General features: G+C 40.2%; 23 protein-coding genes and 2 pseudogenes. 18 read left to right on the forward strand and 7 right to left on the reverse strand.

Annotation, left to right across the window (positions count from 1 at the left end):
• Nucleotides 1-121: 121 nt before the first annotated feature.
• Entirely contained in the window at nt 122-1,417 is a 1,296-nt protein-coding gene (locus AC5JMK_RS00890; protein WP_096677765.1) for a S41 family peptidase, read from the reverse strand.
• 525 nt (nt 1,418-1,942) lie between these two features.
• Here AC5JMK_RS00890 and AC5JMK_RS00895 point away from each other — a divergent pair.
• From AC5JMK_RS00895 to AC5JMK_RS00925, 7 genes are read left to right on the forward strand one after another with little or no spacing between them, the layout of a single operon-like run.
• Nucleotides 1,943-2,278, forward strand: a complete 336-nt coding sequence (locus AC5JMK_RS00895) for a cation:proton antiporter subunit C (RefSeq protein ID WP_096677766.1) — start codon at nt 1,943-1,945, stop codon at nt 2,276-2,278.
• Entirely contained in the window at nt 2,275-3,723 is a 1,449-nt protein-coding gene (locus tag AC5JMK_RS00900; RefSeq protein WP_495909169.1) for a cation:proton antiporter, read from the forward strand. Before AC5JMK_RS00895 ends, AC5JMK_RS00900 begins: the two co-directional genes overlap by 4 nt.
• The gene (locus tag AC5JMK_RS00905) at nt 3,720-4,103 is read left to right on the forward strand and encodes a Na+/H+ antiporter subunit E (protein ID WP_495909170.1); all 384 of its coding nucleotides are present in this window, start codon (nt 3,720-3,722) and stop codon (nt 4,101-4,103) included. Before AC5JMK_RS00900 ends, AC5JMK_RS00905 begins: the two co-directional genes overlap by 4 nt.
• Nucleotides 4,100-4,357 carry a hypothetical protein gene (locus AC5JMK_RS00910; protein WP_495909171.1) on the forward strand — a complete coding sequence of 86 codons (258 nt, stop codon included), beginning with the start codon at nt 4,100-4,102 and terminating at the stop codon, nt 4,355-4,357. The genes AC5JMK_RS00905 and AC5JMK_RS00910 overlap by 4 nt, the downstream gene beginning before the upstream one ends.
• Entirely contained in the window at nt 4,354-4,644 is a 291-nt protein-coding gene (locus AC5JMK_RS00915; protein ID WP_096677769.1) for a monovalent cation/H(+) antiporter subunit G, read from the forward strand. The genes AC5JMK_RS00910 and AC5JMK_RS00915 overlap by 4 nt, the downstream gene beginning before the upstream one ends.
• Nucleotides 4,637-5,227 (forward strand): DUF4040 domain-containing protein, encoded by a 591-nt coding sequence (locus tag AC5JMK_RS00920; RefSeq protein ID WP_096677770.1) that lies wholly within the window; start codon nt 4,637-4,639, stop codon nt 5,225-5,227. The genes AC5JMK_RS00915 and AC5JMK_RS00920 overlap by 8 nt, the downstream gene beginning before the upstream one ends.
• The gene (locus AC5JMK_RS00925) at nt 5,224-5,883 is read left to right on the forward strand and encodes a Na(+)/H(+) antiporter subunit B (protein ID WP_096677771.1); all 660 of its coding nucleotides are present in this window, start codon (nt 5,224-5,226) and stop codon (nt 5,881-5,883) included. Before AC5JMK_RS00920 ends, AC5JMK_RS00925 begins: the two co-directional genes overlap by 4 nt.
• Here the strand turns inward: AC5JMK_RS00925 and dapF are convergent.
• Both dapF and AC5JMK_RS00935 read right to left on the reverse strand, forming a co-directional pair.
• Nucleotides 5,865-6,719 carry a diaminopimelate epimerase gene (dapF, locus tag AC5JMK_RS00930; protein ID WP_495909172.1) on the reverse strand — a complete coding sequence of 285 codons (855 nt, stop codon included), beginning with the start codon at nt 6,717-6,719 and terminating at the stop codon, nt 5,865-5,867. The genes AC5JMK_RS00925 and dapF overlap by 19 nt on opposite strands.
• A 1-nt stretch (nt 6,720) precedes the next feature.
• Nucleotides 6,721-7,491 (reverse strand): class I SAM-dependent methyltransferase, encoded by a 771-nt coding sequence (locus tag AC5JMK_RS00935; protein ID WP_495909173.1) that lies wholly within the window; start codon nt 7,489-7,491, stop codon nt 6,721-6,723.
• Nucleotides 7,492-7,696: 205 nt separating this feature from the next.
• Between AC5JMK_RS00935 and AC5JMK_RS00940 the strand changes: the two genes are divergently transcribed.
• Nucleotides 7,697-7,885, forward strand: a complete 189-nt coding sequence (locus tag AC5JMK_RS00940; protein ID WP_096677774.1) for a hypothetical protein — start codon at nt 7,697-7,699, stop codon at nt 7,883-7,885.
• A 175-nt stretch (nt 7,886-8,060) separates the two neighbouring features.
• Here the strand turns inward: AC5JMK_RS00940 and AC5JMK_RS00945 are convergent, their stop codons facing one another.
• Nucleotides 8,061-8,450: a hypothetical protein gene (locus AC5JMK_RS00945; RefSeq protein WP_096677775.1), complete on the reverse strand. Its 390-nt coding sequence runs from the start codon at nt 8,448-8,450 to the stop codon at nt 8,061-8,063.
• A 449-nt stretch (nt 8,451-8,899) separates the two neighbouring features.
• Between AC5JMK_RS00945 and cutA the strand changes: the two genes are divergently transcribed.
• Both cutA and AC5JMK_RS00955 read left to right on the forward strand, forming a co-directional pair.
• On the forward strand, nt 8,900-9,223 hold the full coding sequence (gene cutA, locus AC5JMK_RS00950; RefSeq protein WP_096677776.1) for a divalent-cation tolerance protein CutA: 324 nt from the start codon (nt 8,900-8,902) through the stop codon (nt 9,221-9,223).
• A 79-nt stretch (nt 9,224-9,302) separates the two neighbouring features.
• A complete protein-coding gene (locus AC5JMK_RS00955; protein ID WP_096677777.1) occupies nt 9,303-9,698 on the forward strand; it encodes a cupin domain-containing protein in 396 nt (131 codons plus the stop codon).
• Between the two features lie 186 nt (nt 9,699-9,884).
• Here AC5JMK_RS00955 and AC5JMK_RS00960 read toward each other — a convergent pair whose 3' ends face one another.
• Entirely contained in the window at nt 9,885-10,169 is a 285-nt protein-coding gene (locus tag AC5JMK_RS00960; protein ID WP_495909174.1) for a hypothetical protein, read from the reverse strand.
• 48 nt (nt 10,170-10,217) lie between these two features.
• Entirely contained in the window at nt 10,218-10,682 is a 465-nt protein-coding gene (locus AC5JMK_RS00965) for a VOC family protein (RefSeq protein WP_096677779.1), read from the reverse strand.
• A 78-nt stretch (nt 10,683-10,760) separates the two neighbouring features.
• On the opposite strand from AC5JMK_RS00965, the pseudogene AC5JMK_RS00970 reads away from it, so the two are divergent.
• Nucleotides 10,761-11,279: pseudogene (locus AC5JMK_RS00970) on the forward strand (DUF4385 domain-containing protein).
• Nucleotides 11,280-11,305: 26 nt separating this feature from the next.
• Here AC5JMK_RS00970 and AC5JMK_RS00975 read toward each other — a convergent pair.
• Nucleotides 11,306-11,749, reverse strand: coding sequence for a DUF4278 domain-containing protein (locus AC5JMK_RS00975; RefSeq protein WP_096677780.1), 444 nt, complete (start codon nt 11,747-11,749; stop codon nt 11,306-11,308).
• A gap of 251 nt (nt 11,750-12,000) precedes the next feature.
• Here AC5JMK_RS00975 and AC5JMK_RS00980 point away from each other — a divergent pair, with 251 nt between their 5' ends.
• The 7 genes and pseudogenes from AC5JMK_RS00980 (at nt 12,001) to AC5JMK_RS01010 (ending at nt 16,130) form a co-directional block, all read left to right on the forward strand.
• On the forward strand, nt 12,001-14,160 hold the full coding sequence (locus AC5JMK_RS00980; RefSeq protein WP_096677781.1) for a Tex family protein: 2,160 nt from the start codon (nt 12,001-12,003) through the stop codon (nt 14,158-14,160).
• 288 nt (nt 14,161-14,448) lie between these two features.
• Nucleotides 14,449-14,724, forward strand: a complete 276-nt coding sequence (locus AC5JMK_RS00985) for a hypothetical protein (protein ID WP_096677782.1) — start codon at nt 14,449-14,451, stop codon at nt 14,722-14,724.
• Nucleotides 14,717-15,133 carry a type II toxin-antitoxin system VapC family toxin gene (locus tag AC5JMK_RS00990; RefSeq protein ID WP_495909175.1) on the forward strand — a complete coding sequence of 139 codons (417 nt, stop codon included), beginning with the start codon at nt 14,717-14,719 and terminating at the stop codon, nt 15,131-15,133. The genes AC5JMK_RS00985 and AC5JMK_RS00990 overlap by 8 nt, the downstream gene beginning before the upstream one ends.
• A 124-nt stretch (nt 15,134-15,257) precedes the next feature.
• Nucleotides 15,258-15,359 (forward strand): annotated as a pseudogene (locus AC5JMK_RS00995) (type II toxin-antitoxin system HicB family antitoxin); the annotation flags it as partial.
• A 196-nt stretch (nt 15,360-15,555) separates the two neighbouring features.
• On the forward strand, nt 15,556-15,762 hold the full coding sequence (locus tag AC5JMK_RS01000; RefSeq protein WP_096677784.1) for a type II toxin-antitoxin system HicB family antitoxin: 207 nt from the start codon (nt 15,556-15,558) through the stop codon (nt 15,760-15,762).
• 2 nt (nt 15,763-15,764) lie between these two features.
• Nucleotides 15,765-15,989 (forward strand): type II toxin-antitoxin system HicA family toxin, encoded by a 225-nt coding sequence (locus AC5JMK_RS01005; protein WP_096677785.1) that lies wholly within the window; start codon nt 15,765-15,767, stop codon nt 15,987-15,989.
• Between the two features lie 3 nt (nt 15,990-15,992).
• On the forward strand, nt 15,993-16,130 hold the full coding sequence (locus AC5JMK_RS01010) for a hypothetical protein (protein ID WP_495909176.1): 138 nt from the start codon (nt 15,993-15,995) through the stop codon (nt 16,128-16,130).
• Nucleotides 16,131-16,157: the final 27 nt, after the last annotated feature.

Consider the following 16,157-nt stretch of genomic DNA (forward strand, 5'->3'; position numbering starts at 1 on the left):
CTTTTCTCATGATGTAATCTCTTTGTACTTCAATTTGAAGTGCGGAATGTGGGTTCCAAGTAAAAAAAATATCCCATTGCTTTTAGCTCAGGGAACACCGAACAAGAGCATCCCAATTTTTTCAATATTCCGCAAACGGCTTAATAGCCCCTAGTACAGTTTCTATGGCTCGTTCTTTTTGTGGGTCTGCACCTTGAGCATATTCTAATGGCAAGGGAACATTAATATCTGGTGTAACGCCTTTACCTTCTAATCTCTGATTTCCGTTTACAAATACATCTGCCACTGCTACGTAAAGTAAGCTACCATCTTCCATGAAAAAAGGACGACCAGCAACTACTGCTCCGGCTGTTTTGGTACCAATTACAGGCCCAATTTTATGTTGCTGAAAGCCATAAGCATAAATTTCCTTGCTGCTTCTGCTTCCTTCGTTGATCACCATAACCACTGGTTTTTTCCACTGGGATATATAAGTATATTTTTTACCATTACGGGCAATACTAGTGACACTTGGTCCTACTTGAGCAGTGAAGAGGTTAAGAGAATTGACATCTCCCCCACCCCAACCGTCTCGAAAATCTAATATCAATCCATCTGCATCTTTGAGGCGACCATAAATAATTTCTGATTGCAGTTGCTGTTGGTCTTCGTTGGCTGCGTGTGACCAAATATGGATGTAGCCAATTTTTTTACCTTGGCGTTGTATGTTCTGGATGCTGGCTTGTTGAGCATCGATAAACATGGTTTTAGCATCAAAAATTTTGGGTGCGATCGTAATTTCTGTTTGACTATTTGTTTTAGCTGAACGCTGAATTAATAATTTGACTTCTTCTCCTGCTTTGCCTTGAAAAGATTGTATGGGTTGATAGGGACGACCATCAACACTGAGGATTTGATCGCCAATTTTTAACCCAGCGGCGGCGGCGGGACTTTTTTCAATAATGGCGCTAACATATGTTTTGCCGTTGATATTTTTAGTGAATTCACCAATGCCAGTGTATTCTATTTTGCCTTTCGGAAGAAATTTTGCTAACTGTTTTTGTAATTCACCACTTCTGGTTACAAAAATACCCAAAATCTGATAATAAGCAGGCTCATCTTGGGTGTAGTAGTGGGTGTGAGAAGTTTGTAATTCGTCAAGCATCTGATTGATAATTGCTGCAAATTCTTGGCTAGATTTGGTTTGTGTGGCTTGAGATTTATACTTTTCCCGCATTGCTTTCCAGTCCACACCGTTAAATTTTGAATCGTAAAAGTTATCATTAATGGTTTGCCAAACTTGTTCAAAGATTTTAGTTTCTGGTTTAGCGAGTGTCTTTGGTAATGGGGAGGCGAGCCAAAACAGGAGCAACACTGAAAAACTGATCAGCATTACTGTGGTGAATTTAAATAGACCAGATTGTAATGGCCTTTTCATAATAGTTTCCTTTTGCGTCTTAATCGGGGTGAGTGCCAAACGTATCAAAATTCTCATGAAACGTTATAAAACCCCATTCATAAAGGGATGGAGTAATTAGCATAGATTTAAATCAATGGTTATCTATTGAAAATCGGATGGAACTTTATAACAAACTGTGCAAAAAAAAGCAAAAATACTTATGTATAGTTACTTTTACATCAAATTAATAATTGATCTGCGTTAAATGAGGTATGTGATGAAACTAGTCTCAAAGAATACAACTATATTCTCGTTTTTGGTGCCTATATTTTTATTCATTTGCATCAGATGATCTGAAGATTTTCGACGAAGATGAATAAATCTTTTATGACCTTTGTGATTGAATTTTGTTTCATAGATTTGTGAACTACCCATATTGATGTGTTTATTGGTCATTGACCTAAGTCTGATTATATTTGAGGTGAGGAATTTTCAAAGTCCTACATAAATAGTGTATTTTTTCAAAAACAATTAAGACCAACACCTACTCAACAGGCAATTCCCGTGTTAGAAGCGTGCATATTTGCGACAGTATTATGCGGATTTTTCGGCATCATTTTGAAAAAGAACCTTGTGATGAAAATCATCTCTATGGATGTCATGAGTACGGGGGTTATCGCCTATTACGTACTAGTTGCATCGCGAGATGGCCTATCTACACCAATTTTGTCAAAGGTCAAAAATGCTGCTTATGCCGATCCTGTCCCCCAGGCGGTTATATTGACGGCAATTGTGATCGGCTTTTCGATTCAGGCGTTAATGCTGGTCGGTGTTATGAAATTGGCAAGAGATAATCCGACTTTGGAAACAAACGAGATCGAGAAGAACAATACGCCATGAGTACCATGACGATCGCCTGGATTGCACTACCATTTTTTTTGGGATTCACGATTTATTTGCTCCCCAAACTTGACCGTTACCTCGCCTTGGGTGTAGGTATTGCTTCTGTTGGATATGCGTTACAGCTATTTATCCCCTATGCTTCCAAAAAGCTGACGCCAACACCACTGACATTGGAGTTACTCGATCATTTCGGCGTAACATTAGTTATCGATCAGTTGACTGGCTACTTTATATTGACTAATGCCCTGGTAACAATTGCGGTTATTTTCTATTGTTGGCATAGCACTAAGACAGCTTTTTTTTACGCACAGACCATCATTTTGCATGGCAGTGTTAATGCTGCATTTGTCTGTTCGGATTTTATTAGTTTATACGTGGCGTTAGAGGTAATTGGGATTGCAGCGTTTCTGTTGATTGCCTATCCCCGGACTGATCGGTCGATTTGGGTTGCCTTGCGCTATCTTTTTGTCAGTAACGTAGCAATGCTTTTTTATCTGGTGGGCGCGGTGTTGGTCTATCAGACGCATCATTCGTTTGGTTTTGCAGGTTTGCGCGATGCACCAACCGAAGCACTTGCCTTGATCTTTTTGGGACTGTTGGTAAAAGGGGGGATCTTTGTATCGGGATTGTGGCTACCCTTGACTCACTCGGAATCAGAAACACCTGTGTCAGCATTGCTGTCGGGAGTTGTGGTCAAAACCGGAGTCCTTCCGCTTGTGCGTTGTGCTTTGATCTTAGATGAACTTGATCCGATCATCCGCATCTTCGGAGTTGGGACAGCTGTTTTGGGGGTGCTTTATGCAATTTTTGAAAAAGATACCAAGCGCATGTTGGCGTTTCATACTGTTTCGCAGTTAGGCTTTATCCTGGCTGCGCCTGAAGTGGGGGGCTTTTATGCGCTGACCCATGGACTTGTCAAATCAGCACTCTTCTTGATAGCGGGTGTCTTACCAAGTCGGAACCTTAAGGAACTGCAACATAAGCCGATTGGTACTGGGATCTGGATTGCCCTAGTCATGGCTAGCTTCTCAATATCGGGCTTTCCCTTATTGTCTGGTTTTGGGGCAAAGGTGTTGACAATGAAGAATTTGCTACCCTGGCAAGTTATTGGGATGAACATTGCAGCACTGGGAACAGCTATATCGTTTGCCAAATTCATATTTTTGCCACGTGGAGGAAAAACAGATGTCAAACCAGGTTTCTGGCCAGCAGTGATATTGCTGATCGGTGCGCTGTTTGCAGCAAATATTGTGTATTACGAAGCGTACACCGTGACAAATATCATCAAACCCTTGGCAACTATCGCCCTTGGATGGTTGGCGTATTTTTTGATTTTTCAACGGTCAGTAATCAAGCTACCACGTGTACTTGAGCAATTTGACCACCTGGTCGGTGTGATGAGTTTAATGTTGATCTTGCTGTTCTGGATGGTGTTTGCATGATTGGGCATCTGATATTGCGACTGGCTATCTGGTTTTTGCTTACTGCCAATTTAAGCGTGGCAAATATTATCATCGGCGTCAGCGTCGCCTTCTTACTACCGCGCAGCTACACAACCCCGGAAGCATTACAGGATTGGCTACGAGTGCTGCGTAAGATCATCATGGCGATTCCACTGGCATATGTTGAGGCATTTGAACTCATCCTGCGTCCGCATAACCACGAAGATGTCACCCTAGAAAGAGTTAAAGCACGAAGATCGCCCCGGCTGATCTTCCTGGATATATTCCTAATTACCTTTACACCCAAAACCATTGTCTTGAAATACCAGCAAGAGGGTTGGTACGAAGTACATCGAGTACGACGCCGGAAACAAACATGAACATGAACCTGATTCTCATTGCGATGATTATAGCCCTGCTCATACCCATGTACGAAGCCTGGAAGGATGAAGATATCTGGCAGACAATGTTGGCATTTGCAAGTATTGCTACTAAGACAGCAATCATGATCCTCACAGTATCAGTTTTGCGTGATGATTGGATGATCGGTGTTGTGGCAGTGATTATCCTGAGTGTGGGTAATGCTGGATTAATGCTGCTGGCACATATTATCAAAAGAATGAGAGAAGTATGATAAACGCATTGAGCTATACCTGCATCGGCTTAGGAATCATCTTCTGGTTTTGGGGAACCTCCCATCTTCTCGGCAAGCGATCGGTATTATTTAAGCTGCATAGTCTTTCAGTGGCGGATACCCTGGGATCGATCGCAATCATCATCGGACTGCTACTAAAAATACCTGGTGAATGGCCGCTACTCATCCTGGCGATAATTTCCTTAGCAATTTGGAACACGATGCTGGGGTATGTATTGGCATACTGTTCCACTACTGAGTCCAATAGTGAGGCTGACCATGAATGATAGCTATATTTATATGATCATCGCCTTGCTGCCGTTGGCTGCCTGTATGCTGGTATTTCAGGTCAATCCATACCATGCATTGATCATCCGGGGAATACTGGGAGCATTAGCAGCCTTGGTATATGCGGTTTTAGGGGCGGCGGATGTGGCTTTGACCGAAGCGTTGATGGGAACCCTGCTGGCAATTACGCTATATGCAGTGACGGTGCGTTCATCGCTGGTATTGCGTCTAGGTGTACTCGAAGACGGGACGATGGAAACAGAGGGCGATCGCCTGTTTGGGCAACTCATAGATGACTTACGCACAATTTTTAGAAAACGCTATATGCGCCTAGAACTAGTTACCTACAACGACATCCAGGCTTTGCAACGGGCGCTGATGGAAAAAGAAATACATGCCACCTGTACCCGACAGCCTCAATCGGCACACAACGAACAAGACTATGCAGGGGTAAACAACCAGCCCTATCACACCACAATTAGGGTGCAACGCATCTACGATATTATCCAAACCGAGCTTTCGTCACCTAAAACAGTTCTTACCTACGTAAATATACCATACTTAGAGGAGACGCAGCCATGAAATGGGTCTATATTGCAGCTGGAATAGCGCTGTTTGTCAAAATGCTGCTAGTACCCAATCCGACACCGGACTTATCTTTCTCGATTGTGGAAGCGGTTGTCCAAGATAGTGGGGTACCGAATGCGGTTTCGGGTATCATTTTCCGGAATCGACTGTATGACACGATTTTTGAAGTGGTAGTATTTTCGATCGCCATCTTGGGAGCCAATTTTTTGTTGGCAAATGAAAGACCATCCTGCACAATCTATCAGTTCAGCGATCAGACATCTATTGTTTTAGCACGTTTGGGAGCAACTATTGCCGCGCTGGTGGGTATAGAACTGGCGATTCGGGGACATCTGAGTCCCGGTGGTGGTTTTGCAGCTGGGGTAGCAGGCGGAACAGCGATTGGGCTAGTGGCGATCACCTCATCATCGCAGTGGATGCAAGCAATCTACCAACGCTGGCACGCTGCTACATGGGAAAAGGTTTCGGTTCTGATTTTCATTGTGTTGGCGGTTATCACTCTGATAGGATTGGAACTACCACACGGAGAATTGGGAACACTTTTGAGTGGTGGAGTTCTCCCTTTGCTGAATATGTTAGTTGCAGTCAAAGTCGCGTTGGGATCATGGGCGGTGATTTTGGTTTTTATTCATTATCGGGGGTTGTTGTAATACGCAAACAATTCCTCGGATAGATTTCCTTGAGATATTTTAGTGACGGAGCCTGTCATAATAATTGTGAAGTCGTTTTTGACTTGAATATCAATCAAACCACCAGGCATTTGTACTGTAATATCAGCGTCACATAAACCCAGTTTATAGGCAACTGCGGCGGCGGCGCTACTGCTACTACCGGAAGCTAGGGTGTAACCTGCTCCACGTTCCCAAATTTCGATTTGTATTTGATTTCTATTCAGAACTTTCATGAATTGAACATTAATTCGTTTGGGAAACAGTGGATGGATTTCTAGCTTTGGCCCGTATTGTTTGGCCAGAGTGGGTGTTACTTCTGGTAAAGGAATTACGCAGTGTGGATTTCCAATCGTCGCAGCACAGAAAGAAAAAGTTTGGTCATCAACACAGATTGATTCTTTGATAACTTCTGCGCGATCGCCAACAACTGCTATCTCATCACTCCAAAAGCTAACTTTCCCCATTTCCACCTGAACGGTTTTTCCTGCATTCTTGACTAGAGAACGCACGATTCCACCAAGGGTTTGAATTGTAAAAGATTCTTTGTTCACTAATCCTAAATCCCAGAGGTAGCGGGAAAAAATACGCAAGCCATTACCACTTTTCTCTGCTTCACTACCGTCAGGATTGAAAATACGAAGTGCAAACTCTGCAATTTCTGAAGGTAATGGTCCGAATAAAATACCGTCGGAACCAATTCCGAAATGACGATGACAAATTGCTTTGATTTTCTCAGGTGTGAGCGCAAACGGTAAATCTTGAGGATTAATTACTAAATAATCGTTACCGAGAGCATGATATTTGTAAAACTTCATCTCATCTATGCTTGATAGCAACTACGCGAATTCTACGATAGTCTGCCCACCACCTACCATCTTTATACAATACAGGCTGCAAACGTTCTTCAACGGCTTGGATGATTTTTGCTTGTTGTGTAGGAGAAATTCCTGTTAAAAATTGACTGGTGAAGAACATTTGTAGCCAGTTCGCCATACCTGTATTACCAGATTCTAAAGGAGTTGGTCTGTCAAATAAGGTAGCATAGGTTACTTCGAGATTTTGTTTTTCTAGTAACGTTGCATACTCACTAATGCTCGGAAAATACCAGGGATTAATTGTGCCTGGAGAATTGTAACCCAGTTCCACCAAAGCATCTTCCAAGGCCTGAACAATGGCTTTGACATTTCCTTTACCACCGAATTCAGCTACGAACTTGCCACCTGATTTTAAGGCTTTGTCAATACAATTGACAACAGCTTCTGCTTCTTTGACCCAGTGTAGTGCAGCATTAGAAAAAATCGCATCTAATGGCTGTTCAACTTGAAAGTTCCTAGCATCAGCAACATCAAATTGCAAATGCGGATAGTTTTGTCTCGCTTTTTCAATCATGGCGGGAGAATAATCAATCCCCATGATTTCAGCGCCATGAGTAGCAATTTTGTCAGTCAACTGTCCTGTACCACAGCCTAGATCCAGAATGCGATCGCCTACTTGGGGAGAAAGTAAGTTGAGCAAATCTTCGCCATACTGCCAAACAAATCCGTGTTGATCCTCATAGAGAGTTGTATTCCAATGATTATGTAACATGAAAAATTAAATTACTAATCTTATATCTCAATATGCTTTAGCTTACCTCACAACTTCCTCACATTGTTGTTTTACTTTAAAAGTAAAACTAAATTAGTGGATTTTTGCTTAGGAGTCAAACAATTTTTTTGGCATGAAAAATTGTCTTTCAATATTTAGTGTAATTTCTGGGAATTAGTATTATTAATATGGGAGCATAATAAAGATGCAATCCAAAGCCAAGGAAGTCAAACAAATTGCTACACAGTTATTAGCTAGTATGCTTTCTAATCCTCATATTTATGCAACTGTAAGTGACGAAGGAGCTAAAGGTCAGCAAGAGCAAGAATTGATTATAGTTGCTATTGAAATGGCAGAATATTTGGTTACTAAAGTTGAGCAGAGAAAATCATAAAACCATTTTGAAAAGTTTGTGATATGACTTTGATTTATTTACTCAATTAGCAAAATTAGTTACAGCGTTTCATTTTTTATCATCCAAAGACATCGGTAGAGGCGTACATCTGTATGCCCCTACAATAAATCTAATATCTATCAGAATTTTAGTTATTTTAACTAATTTGGTGAAGTCAAAATTTAGTAACCGTAACATTAACACCAGAATTGATTTGTTTTGGAGTCTTGAAATACTCTATTGGCTGGAGATACTCAGGAGTTTGATTTTTTCGTTCTTCGCATTCCTTGATGATTAAACCAGGATTCTGAATTATTTCAAGTGGGTCAATTTTTGTGCATCCCTGCTGTCTGACGACTGAAATTGAACCAGCAGTTTGTCTGAGACTATTATTTCGGTTACTGACATTACCCCAGTTATTCTTAATCGTCACTGGTTTGGTAACTAAAAAACCAGCTCGATGACTTCGATTGGTGATTGGAGTATTCACTGGGTTAGCATAAGCACTCGGAATAACGCTGAGTGTACTAACTAAAACTACCAAATGAACAAGTAAGCGTTTCATAAATCAAATCTCTCATAGATACCTACTATTAATTTTGGCTACTTTTACCTTTAACTGCACTATAGTTAGACACTTTTTGATTCTGCAACATTTAGATTAAAGATAGATTAAAGATTTTGACCGGATAGATTCATCCTCGTCCTCAAACCCATAACTAGCTGTATAGCCTGTACTGTAAGTAACAACAATGGTCTATTATTATTTATTATTGAAAATAAATTAAGATGCAGCAGAGGGCGACAAACTAGAGGCGATGTGACACTTTTGCAATTAATCACAGTTGTTCCTACTCTACCAGTTGTCAAATCAATAGATATGATAAGGAGATCTAATACTCGACAAAAGTAGCGATCGCAAACTTTATTAAGATTAAAACTTAATTATACTGAAAGCGCATTTTTTCATAAAAGTCAAGCATCTAGATCACAAAAAAAACAAATTTATTGGAAATGAAACTTTACTACATTACCCTAAATAATGCAGATGAAGCACGTCAAATCGGTCGTGCTTTATTGGAACAAAAATTAGCTGTTTGCGTCAATTGGTTTCCAATTACTTGTGCTTACATATGGAAAGGAGAAATTACAGAAGAGCCAGAAATGGTGCTAGTTGTGAAAACTCAAGCAGGTTATCGGGAACAAATTGAAGGAGTGATTCATCAACAGATTAATTACACTAACTTTATTGCTGAAATTTCACCCACACAAATCAACCAAAATTTCCTTGAATGGTTAAATGCTGAAGTTCCCTTAAATTCATTACAAAAAATGTAGTTAAAATTTCTGTAGCACTCAACATTTTTACCTAACAGTAGAGAAGAATGGTAATAGCTGTCTAGTTGAGAAACTAGTTATGAACCAGAATGAAAGCAGTAATACTCAGTTGCCAGTTTATCAATCTTCTTTACATACTGATACCCGATATTGGGGTAAAGTAGAAGTTATAGAAAAAGGGAAAAACTACAGTATTAATCGTATTGAAATTAAGCCAAAGCAAGGCATTAAACCACAAATTCATTATCACCGCAGTGAACACTGGGTCATTGTTTCTGGTACAGCAAAGGTTACTTGTGGTCAAGAGGAAAAATTACTGAACAAAAATCAATCAACTTTTGTTCCTCCAGCCACACTTCACAAAGTAGAAAATCCTGGATTTATTCCACTAATTATTCTGGAAATTCAAAATGGTGAATACCTGGGTGAAGATGACATAGAACGCCCACTAGATTGTAATTTAGCTAGCCTGTAGCATAAATTCAATTTTAATAAAACTTTATAGGGTAAGCACTACTTCTCGTTTAAAGACAAAAAGAAAAGGGAAAGAGATGGAAGAAACACCCCTTACCCTTTCATTTTTTACAAAATAAGGGACAGAAAATAGGGAACCCTCTGTTCCCAATTCTCCATTCCCTTTGAGACTTTATGTTTTCAGTTACTATTGTCGAGGAACAAGGCTAGCAGTTTTCGTCGTACTATCCCAAACTATCCAACCAAATTGATGATCTAAATTATCGTCAGTATTTGCTACTTTAAAATAAATTTTTTCGCCACCCTTGATTTCAATAGCAAAATCTGAATTTTGAGCATACACCACCTTAAAACCTCTGTCTCGCAAGCAATACATCGCCCAAGCTTTTAATGATTGTCTTGCTGGTTCGTGTGGGATTGGAGGTTTTGTGATTGCTTGTTCAATAACTTGGAAAATTTGTATTTTTGTCATTTGTTATTTGTCATTTGTTATTTAGCACTAACGACTATCAACTATTCACTAACTATTTGGATCGCAACGGATTTCGATTATAAAGCCATCGGGGTCATAAAAATAAACCCCTCGTCCGGTGGGACGAGTGACTGGCCCGTGTGCGATCGCAATTTGATTTTGTCTGAGTACTTCAACAGCGCGATCAAAACTCAAGGGATCTATGTCGAAAGCTAGATGATAAGCTCTGGTAAAAGTGATTTCTGGATTAGGATCTGGCGGTGATAATTTCGGTTCCCAGAATAAATCTAGGATAGTCCCATCAGGAGTAACAAAGTTAGCGACTTTTCCCTGCGTGACTAAATCTTTTAATGTTTCTGGAACCTCATCACCTGTTAATTCGTGTAAACCCAGAATATTACCGTAGAAGTTGCGCGAAGCTTGCATATCTTGGACATTCAAAGCAATATGATGTACACGACGCAAGTCTCCGGGAGTCAGAATAGTGTTGAGAGAGTCAGTGCTAGATATCATTAATTTTAGTAAAATTTACTTTTGCGGATAGATGACAAATATTTTTTGAAAGTCTATTTTTAATAATAAAAATCTAACATGGTATTTGACTATTCATTAGACTTTCAAAATATTAATTTTCGACAACACCCTGAGTTGTATTGTGTTGGCAAAGGTGAGCAAGGTGTACTTTTAGTAGAACCATATAAATCGGAAATTTTGCCCTATTGGCGTTTCAAAACACCAGATATCGCTAGAGAATCTAGCGAAAAAATCTATCAAATGTTTTTAGCTTACCTTGAACAAGATGATTTTGTAGGTGCTGATATGGCGCGGAAATTTTTACAAATGGGTTACACGCGTTAGCGAAGCTCCTCTGAAGGAGGCTCGCGCCGTTATGCAAACCACAAAAGTGGCAAAAAATATAAAACAAATCCACAAAAGGAAAATTCAGCAGAAGCACAAAAGCAAGCACGAACAGAAATTTTACCTTACGAAGTAGACCCTGTTAAGGCTGAATCGGCAAAATTTTTTAACCAAAAGTGGATACAAGCTAAAACTAACAAGAAATATCTCCAGCTTTTAGCAAAACATAAACAAATGTACGAACAAAAATAATTGCGGATGACAAATGACCAATAAAATCATTCCATACTTCTGGGTGTATTAACTACTTGATGCATTCTCCAAGGAATCCCACGATACCTCCCAACAACTTCTCCCTCTTGAATTTCAAAATTCACATCTGGTGCTTGGTAGTTACTACCGCGATACTTAAGTGTTGCTTCATTATCAATTTCTTGAGGTTGAGAACTAATTAATTCCTGATTCTGATTCTTGTTTAGTTGTTCTTGATATTTTTCCTGCTGCTTGAGTTTGTACTCGTTTTGTTGTAGGAGTTTTTTTGTACTAACAAAAACGACGATTAGCAACAAAACCTGTACTTGCCAAGGCGCTAATATCAATCCTAAAGCTAGGCTAATAGCTGCTACTACACCTATAATCTGACCAATTTCATCGGTACTTTTTTTGAAGATGTAGCCAGCTACTAGACCAGTAAAAAGTGGTATCACAAACAACAAAGCCATTTTTCTTTCACCTCTGAACTAAACCAGAAGCGCTAAATTTTTAGTAATTGAATATTGGAGCTATTGTTTAAAAACGTGTAGCAATTATACATTCACGCTTTTTTTAAGCCACAATGTGCTACTAATAAACAACAACACCATTAATAATAATTACAAAAAAGTCTAATATATTATATTACCATCATACGCTTGCATCATCAAAGCTATCTAAGGTATTACCTTGATTGAGTAGCTTTTCTGACAGACACCCAATGCTGAACATTCCTCAATTACTAGCAACTGAACTCAACCTCAAAGCCTATCAGGTGCAAAATGCGCTGGAACTATTGGCAGAGGGTGCAACAATTCCCTTTATTTCACGTTACCGTAAAGAACGCACTGGAGAAATGAATGAAGTCCAGCTGCGCGATTTAGCAGATAGACATACCTACTTAAGCGAACTAGAAGAACGAAAATCGACAATTTTGAATGCGATCGCCGAGCAAGGTAAACTCACAAACGAACTCAAAGCAAAAATCGAAGCTTGTCTACAAAAAACGGAACTCGAAGATTTATATTTACCCTTCCGTCCGAAACGCCGCACCCGCGCTACTGTCGCCAGAGAAAAAGGACTAGAACCGCTAGCTGAATTGATCAAATCGCTGAATCACAAAAATGCTGCACCTACATCTTTGGAAGACGCAGCAGCGAAGTATGTTTCTGAAGAAAAAGGAGTGAAAACACCAGAAGAAGCGCTAAGAGGTGCTTCTGATATCCTAGCTGAGGAAGTAGCAGAAAAAGCAGAGTTACGCGCATATCTGCGTGAATATTTGCTAGAGGAAGGAATATTTACCTCACGGATTAAAGATGAACATCCTGAAGGTACGACTAAATTTGAGATGTACCGCAATTATCAAATCAAAGTTAAGAATATTGCACCCCACAATCTACTTGCACTGTGTCGCGGTGAAAATGAAGAGGTGTTGAGTTTTGGGATTAGCTTTGATGAGGATGTGGTGCTTTCCTATTTAGAATCCCAGGAAATTAGCTCTAAACATCGTCCTATCCGCAAATTTTACCAGGAAATGCTTAAAGATGCATTCAACCGTCTGATGAAAACTTCCTTGATCAGCGAGGTCATCTCAGAGAAGAAGTTATACGCCGATGTTGAGTCGATTAAGACATTTGAAGCAAACTTGCGGGAGTTACTGCTGTCTGCACCTGCGGGGATGAAACCAACAATGGCGATCGATCCAGGTTTTAGAACTGGGTGTAAAGTTGCTATAATGGATGAAACTGGGAAATTCTTAGAATATCAAGCAGTATTTCCCCATCAAGCAGCCGAACAGCGCCTCAAAGCTGCACAAACACTGAAAAATCTGATTGAAAAATACAAGATAGAGTTAATCGCTATTGGTAATGGTACAGCTTCCCGCGAGACAGATGAGTTTGTCGCCCAAGTATTGCAAAGTTTGGAACGCAAACCAATCAAAGTTATAGTCAACGAATCTGGTGCATCTATATATAGCGCTAGCAAAGTTGCAGCCCAAGAATTCCCTGATTTAGATGTTACCGTACGTGGCGCAATTAGTATCGGTCGCCGCTTGCAAGATCCCCTAGCAGAACTGGTGAAGATAGACCCGAAATCTATTGGTGTGGGACAATATCAACACGACGTAGATCAGAAATTGCTGAAAAAGAAACTAGACGAAACAGTCGAAAGTTGCGTTAACTACGTCGGCGTAGATTTGAATACTGCTTCCAAGGAACTTTTAACTTTTGTCTCCGGGATTACACCTACGGTTGCTAATAACATTGTCACCTATCGCAACCAAAATGGAGCCTTTAAAAATCGTCGGGAACTGCTGAAAGTTCCTAAGTTAGGACCAAAGGCGTTTGAGCAAGCAGCAGGATTTCTACGGATTCGCAACGGGAAAAACCCTCTAGATAATACCGCCGTGCATCCAGAAAGTTATGCAGTTGTGGAAGCGATCGCTCATGATTTAGGTGTAAACTTACAAAAAGTTACCGAAGTTGCCGAAAAACTCAACAAAGCCAACCTGAAAAAATACGTCACCGAAACCGTTGGTGAACCCACCCTCCGCGACATCCTCAAAGAACTAGAAAAACCAGGCAGAGATCCCCGTGCCGAGTTTAAGTATGCCACTTTCCAAGAGGGAATTAAAGAAATTTCTGATTTGAAAGAAGGGATGGAATTAGAAGGTATTGTGACAAATGTGGCGAATTTTGGCGCATTTGTAGATATTGGTGTTCACCAGGATGGTTTGGTGCATATTTCTCAACTTGCTGATAGATTTGTCGATGATCCGAAGAAAATCGTGAAAGTGGGACAAGTTGTGAAAGTCAGAGTGATGGAAGTGAATGAGAAATTGAAGCGGATTGGTTTATCGATGAAGGGTGTGAAGCAGTAAAAGATATTGCTGGAAAACTTCGTCAAGTAGGTTTCCAGATTCAAATCATGCGTAGTTATGATCAATACGAACTGCCAAAAGCCCATACCGCCTTCATTGCACGTAAACCAGTATGAGATTGCAACACCAGAAAGCGATCGCCCATCATAAAGTCCAGATACTAGCAAACTGCCTGTAAGCGATCGCTCAATTGAGATCCCCAAGTCCTCGTGAACAGGATACATCTCTGGAAGCTTAGAGCTATTGTGATCAATTAGAATAGGTGCAATCCAGACCAAAGGAGGAGCTATGGCTAAAACATTCACGATTACGCTTCCAGATGATTTAGAGCAAGTACTGACTGCTCAAGCAGAACGTTTAAATAAATCTCCAGAAGAAGTCGTGTTACAAGTACTATCACAGCAGTTAACGACTCTATTTCCAGAGAACTCAGCACAGCAAGTGCAAACAGATCCGCTTCTACGACTAATTGGCTCCGTTAGTGTAGATGTTTCGGATTTAGCAGAAAATCATGACTACTATATAGGACAAGCTCTTTATCAGGAGCTAAGAGGGGATGAGTAGTTTGTTTGTTGATACGTCGGGTTGGGCAAGTCTTTTTATTCACACTCAACCTCACTATCCACAGGCAGAGCAGCATTTTCGTTTAGCTTTTCAACAACACAGAAGAATTTATACAACAAATTATGTAATTTCTGAATTAGTAGCATTATTGAATAGCCCACTTCGGGTGTCTCGTTTACGTATCTTTGAAATTGTTGATGCTATTAAAACAGTAGCTTATGTTGAGATTATTCACATTGACGATGTGACTGATGCTCTGGGTTGGGAATTATGCAAAAGTAGACTAGACAAAGCTTGGTCATTAGTTGACTGTACATCTTTCGTTGTGATGCAACAATTAGGAATTCAGGAAGCTTTGACAACTGATAAACATTTTGAGCAAGCGGGTTTTATCCGTTTACTAAAGTAATTAACCAAGCCAAGATTATAGCGTGCGATCGCTCATAAACAACTTCAAATACTAGCAAAATACCTATAAGCGGTCGCTTTTGATAGAATAGCGATCGCCAAAATATGATTGAAAAACCTAGCTAGAAGCAATACATAACGGTGAGGAAGTAATTGAAATGTACTTAGAAGCTTGGCAAACAGAAGGTGAATTTATTCCTAACCCAAGTACGCTTCAAATTGCCTGATTATTGTTCTGAGGTGTAGTATCATACAATGCGCGATCGCTCATAAACAAATTCAGATACTAGCAAAATACCTGCAAGCGATCGCTCGGTTGAAAACCTAAGCAGTAGTCAGCAAGATCTGATCGCTACCTTTATCAGAATATATTTATGATTAGAAGTAGCTAGAGTTAAAACGAACAAACGCTAGGAGCAATTGATGAAGTTTAATGTGACACTTGACCGGGATGAGGACGGAATTTGGATTGTAGAGTGTCCCAGTATTCCTGGTTGTGTTAGCCAAGGACATAGTAAAGAGGAAGCCATTGAGAATATTAAGGATGCGATCGCTGCTTGTCTTCAAGTTCGTGCAGAACGTGGTATACCGCTAACTGTAGAGACTCGCCAAGTTGAGGTTATAGCGTAGTCATGGGATCTGCTCTTCCAGTTTTAAGTGGGCGTGAGGTTGTGCGTATCTTTGAATCGTTTGGTTGGGATGTTGTCCGTCAGACTGGCAGTCACATTATTATGGTTAAGGATGATGAGCCAGTAACGCTTTCGGTTCCTGACCATCGCGAAGTAGCAAAAGGAACTTTGCGGAGTCTTATCCGTAGTGCTGGACTGACGGTAGATGAGTTTGTTGCTGCAAAATAGTGCGTGTATAGCAGCATAACAACAGTATTGGATTTTTTTGAATTCGCCAACAAAGTCGTGATTGTAGAGATAGCAGCAATGTGCGATCGCTCATCATCAAGTCCAGATACTAGCAAAATACCTGCAAGCGATCAATATTAATGAACTAAAACAGCTGATAGAGGAATG

This window comes from Pelatocladus sp., from assembly GCF_059505505.1.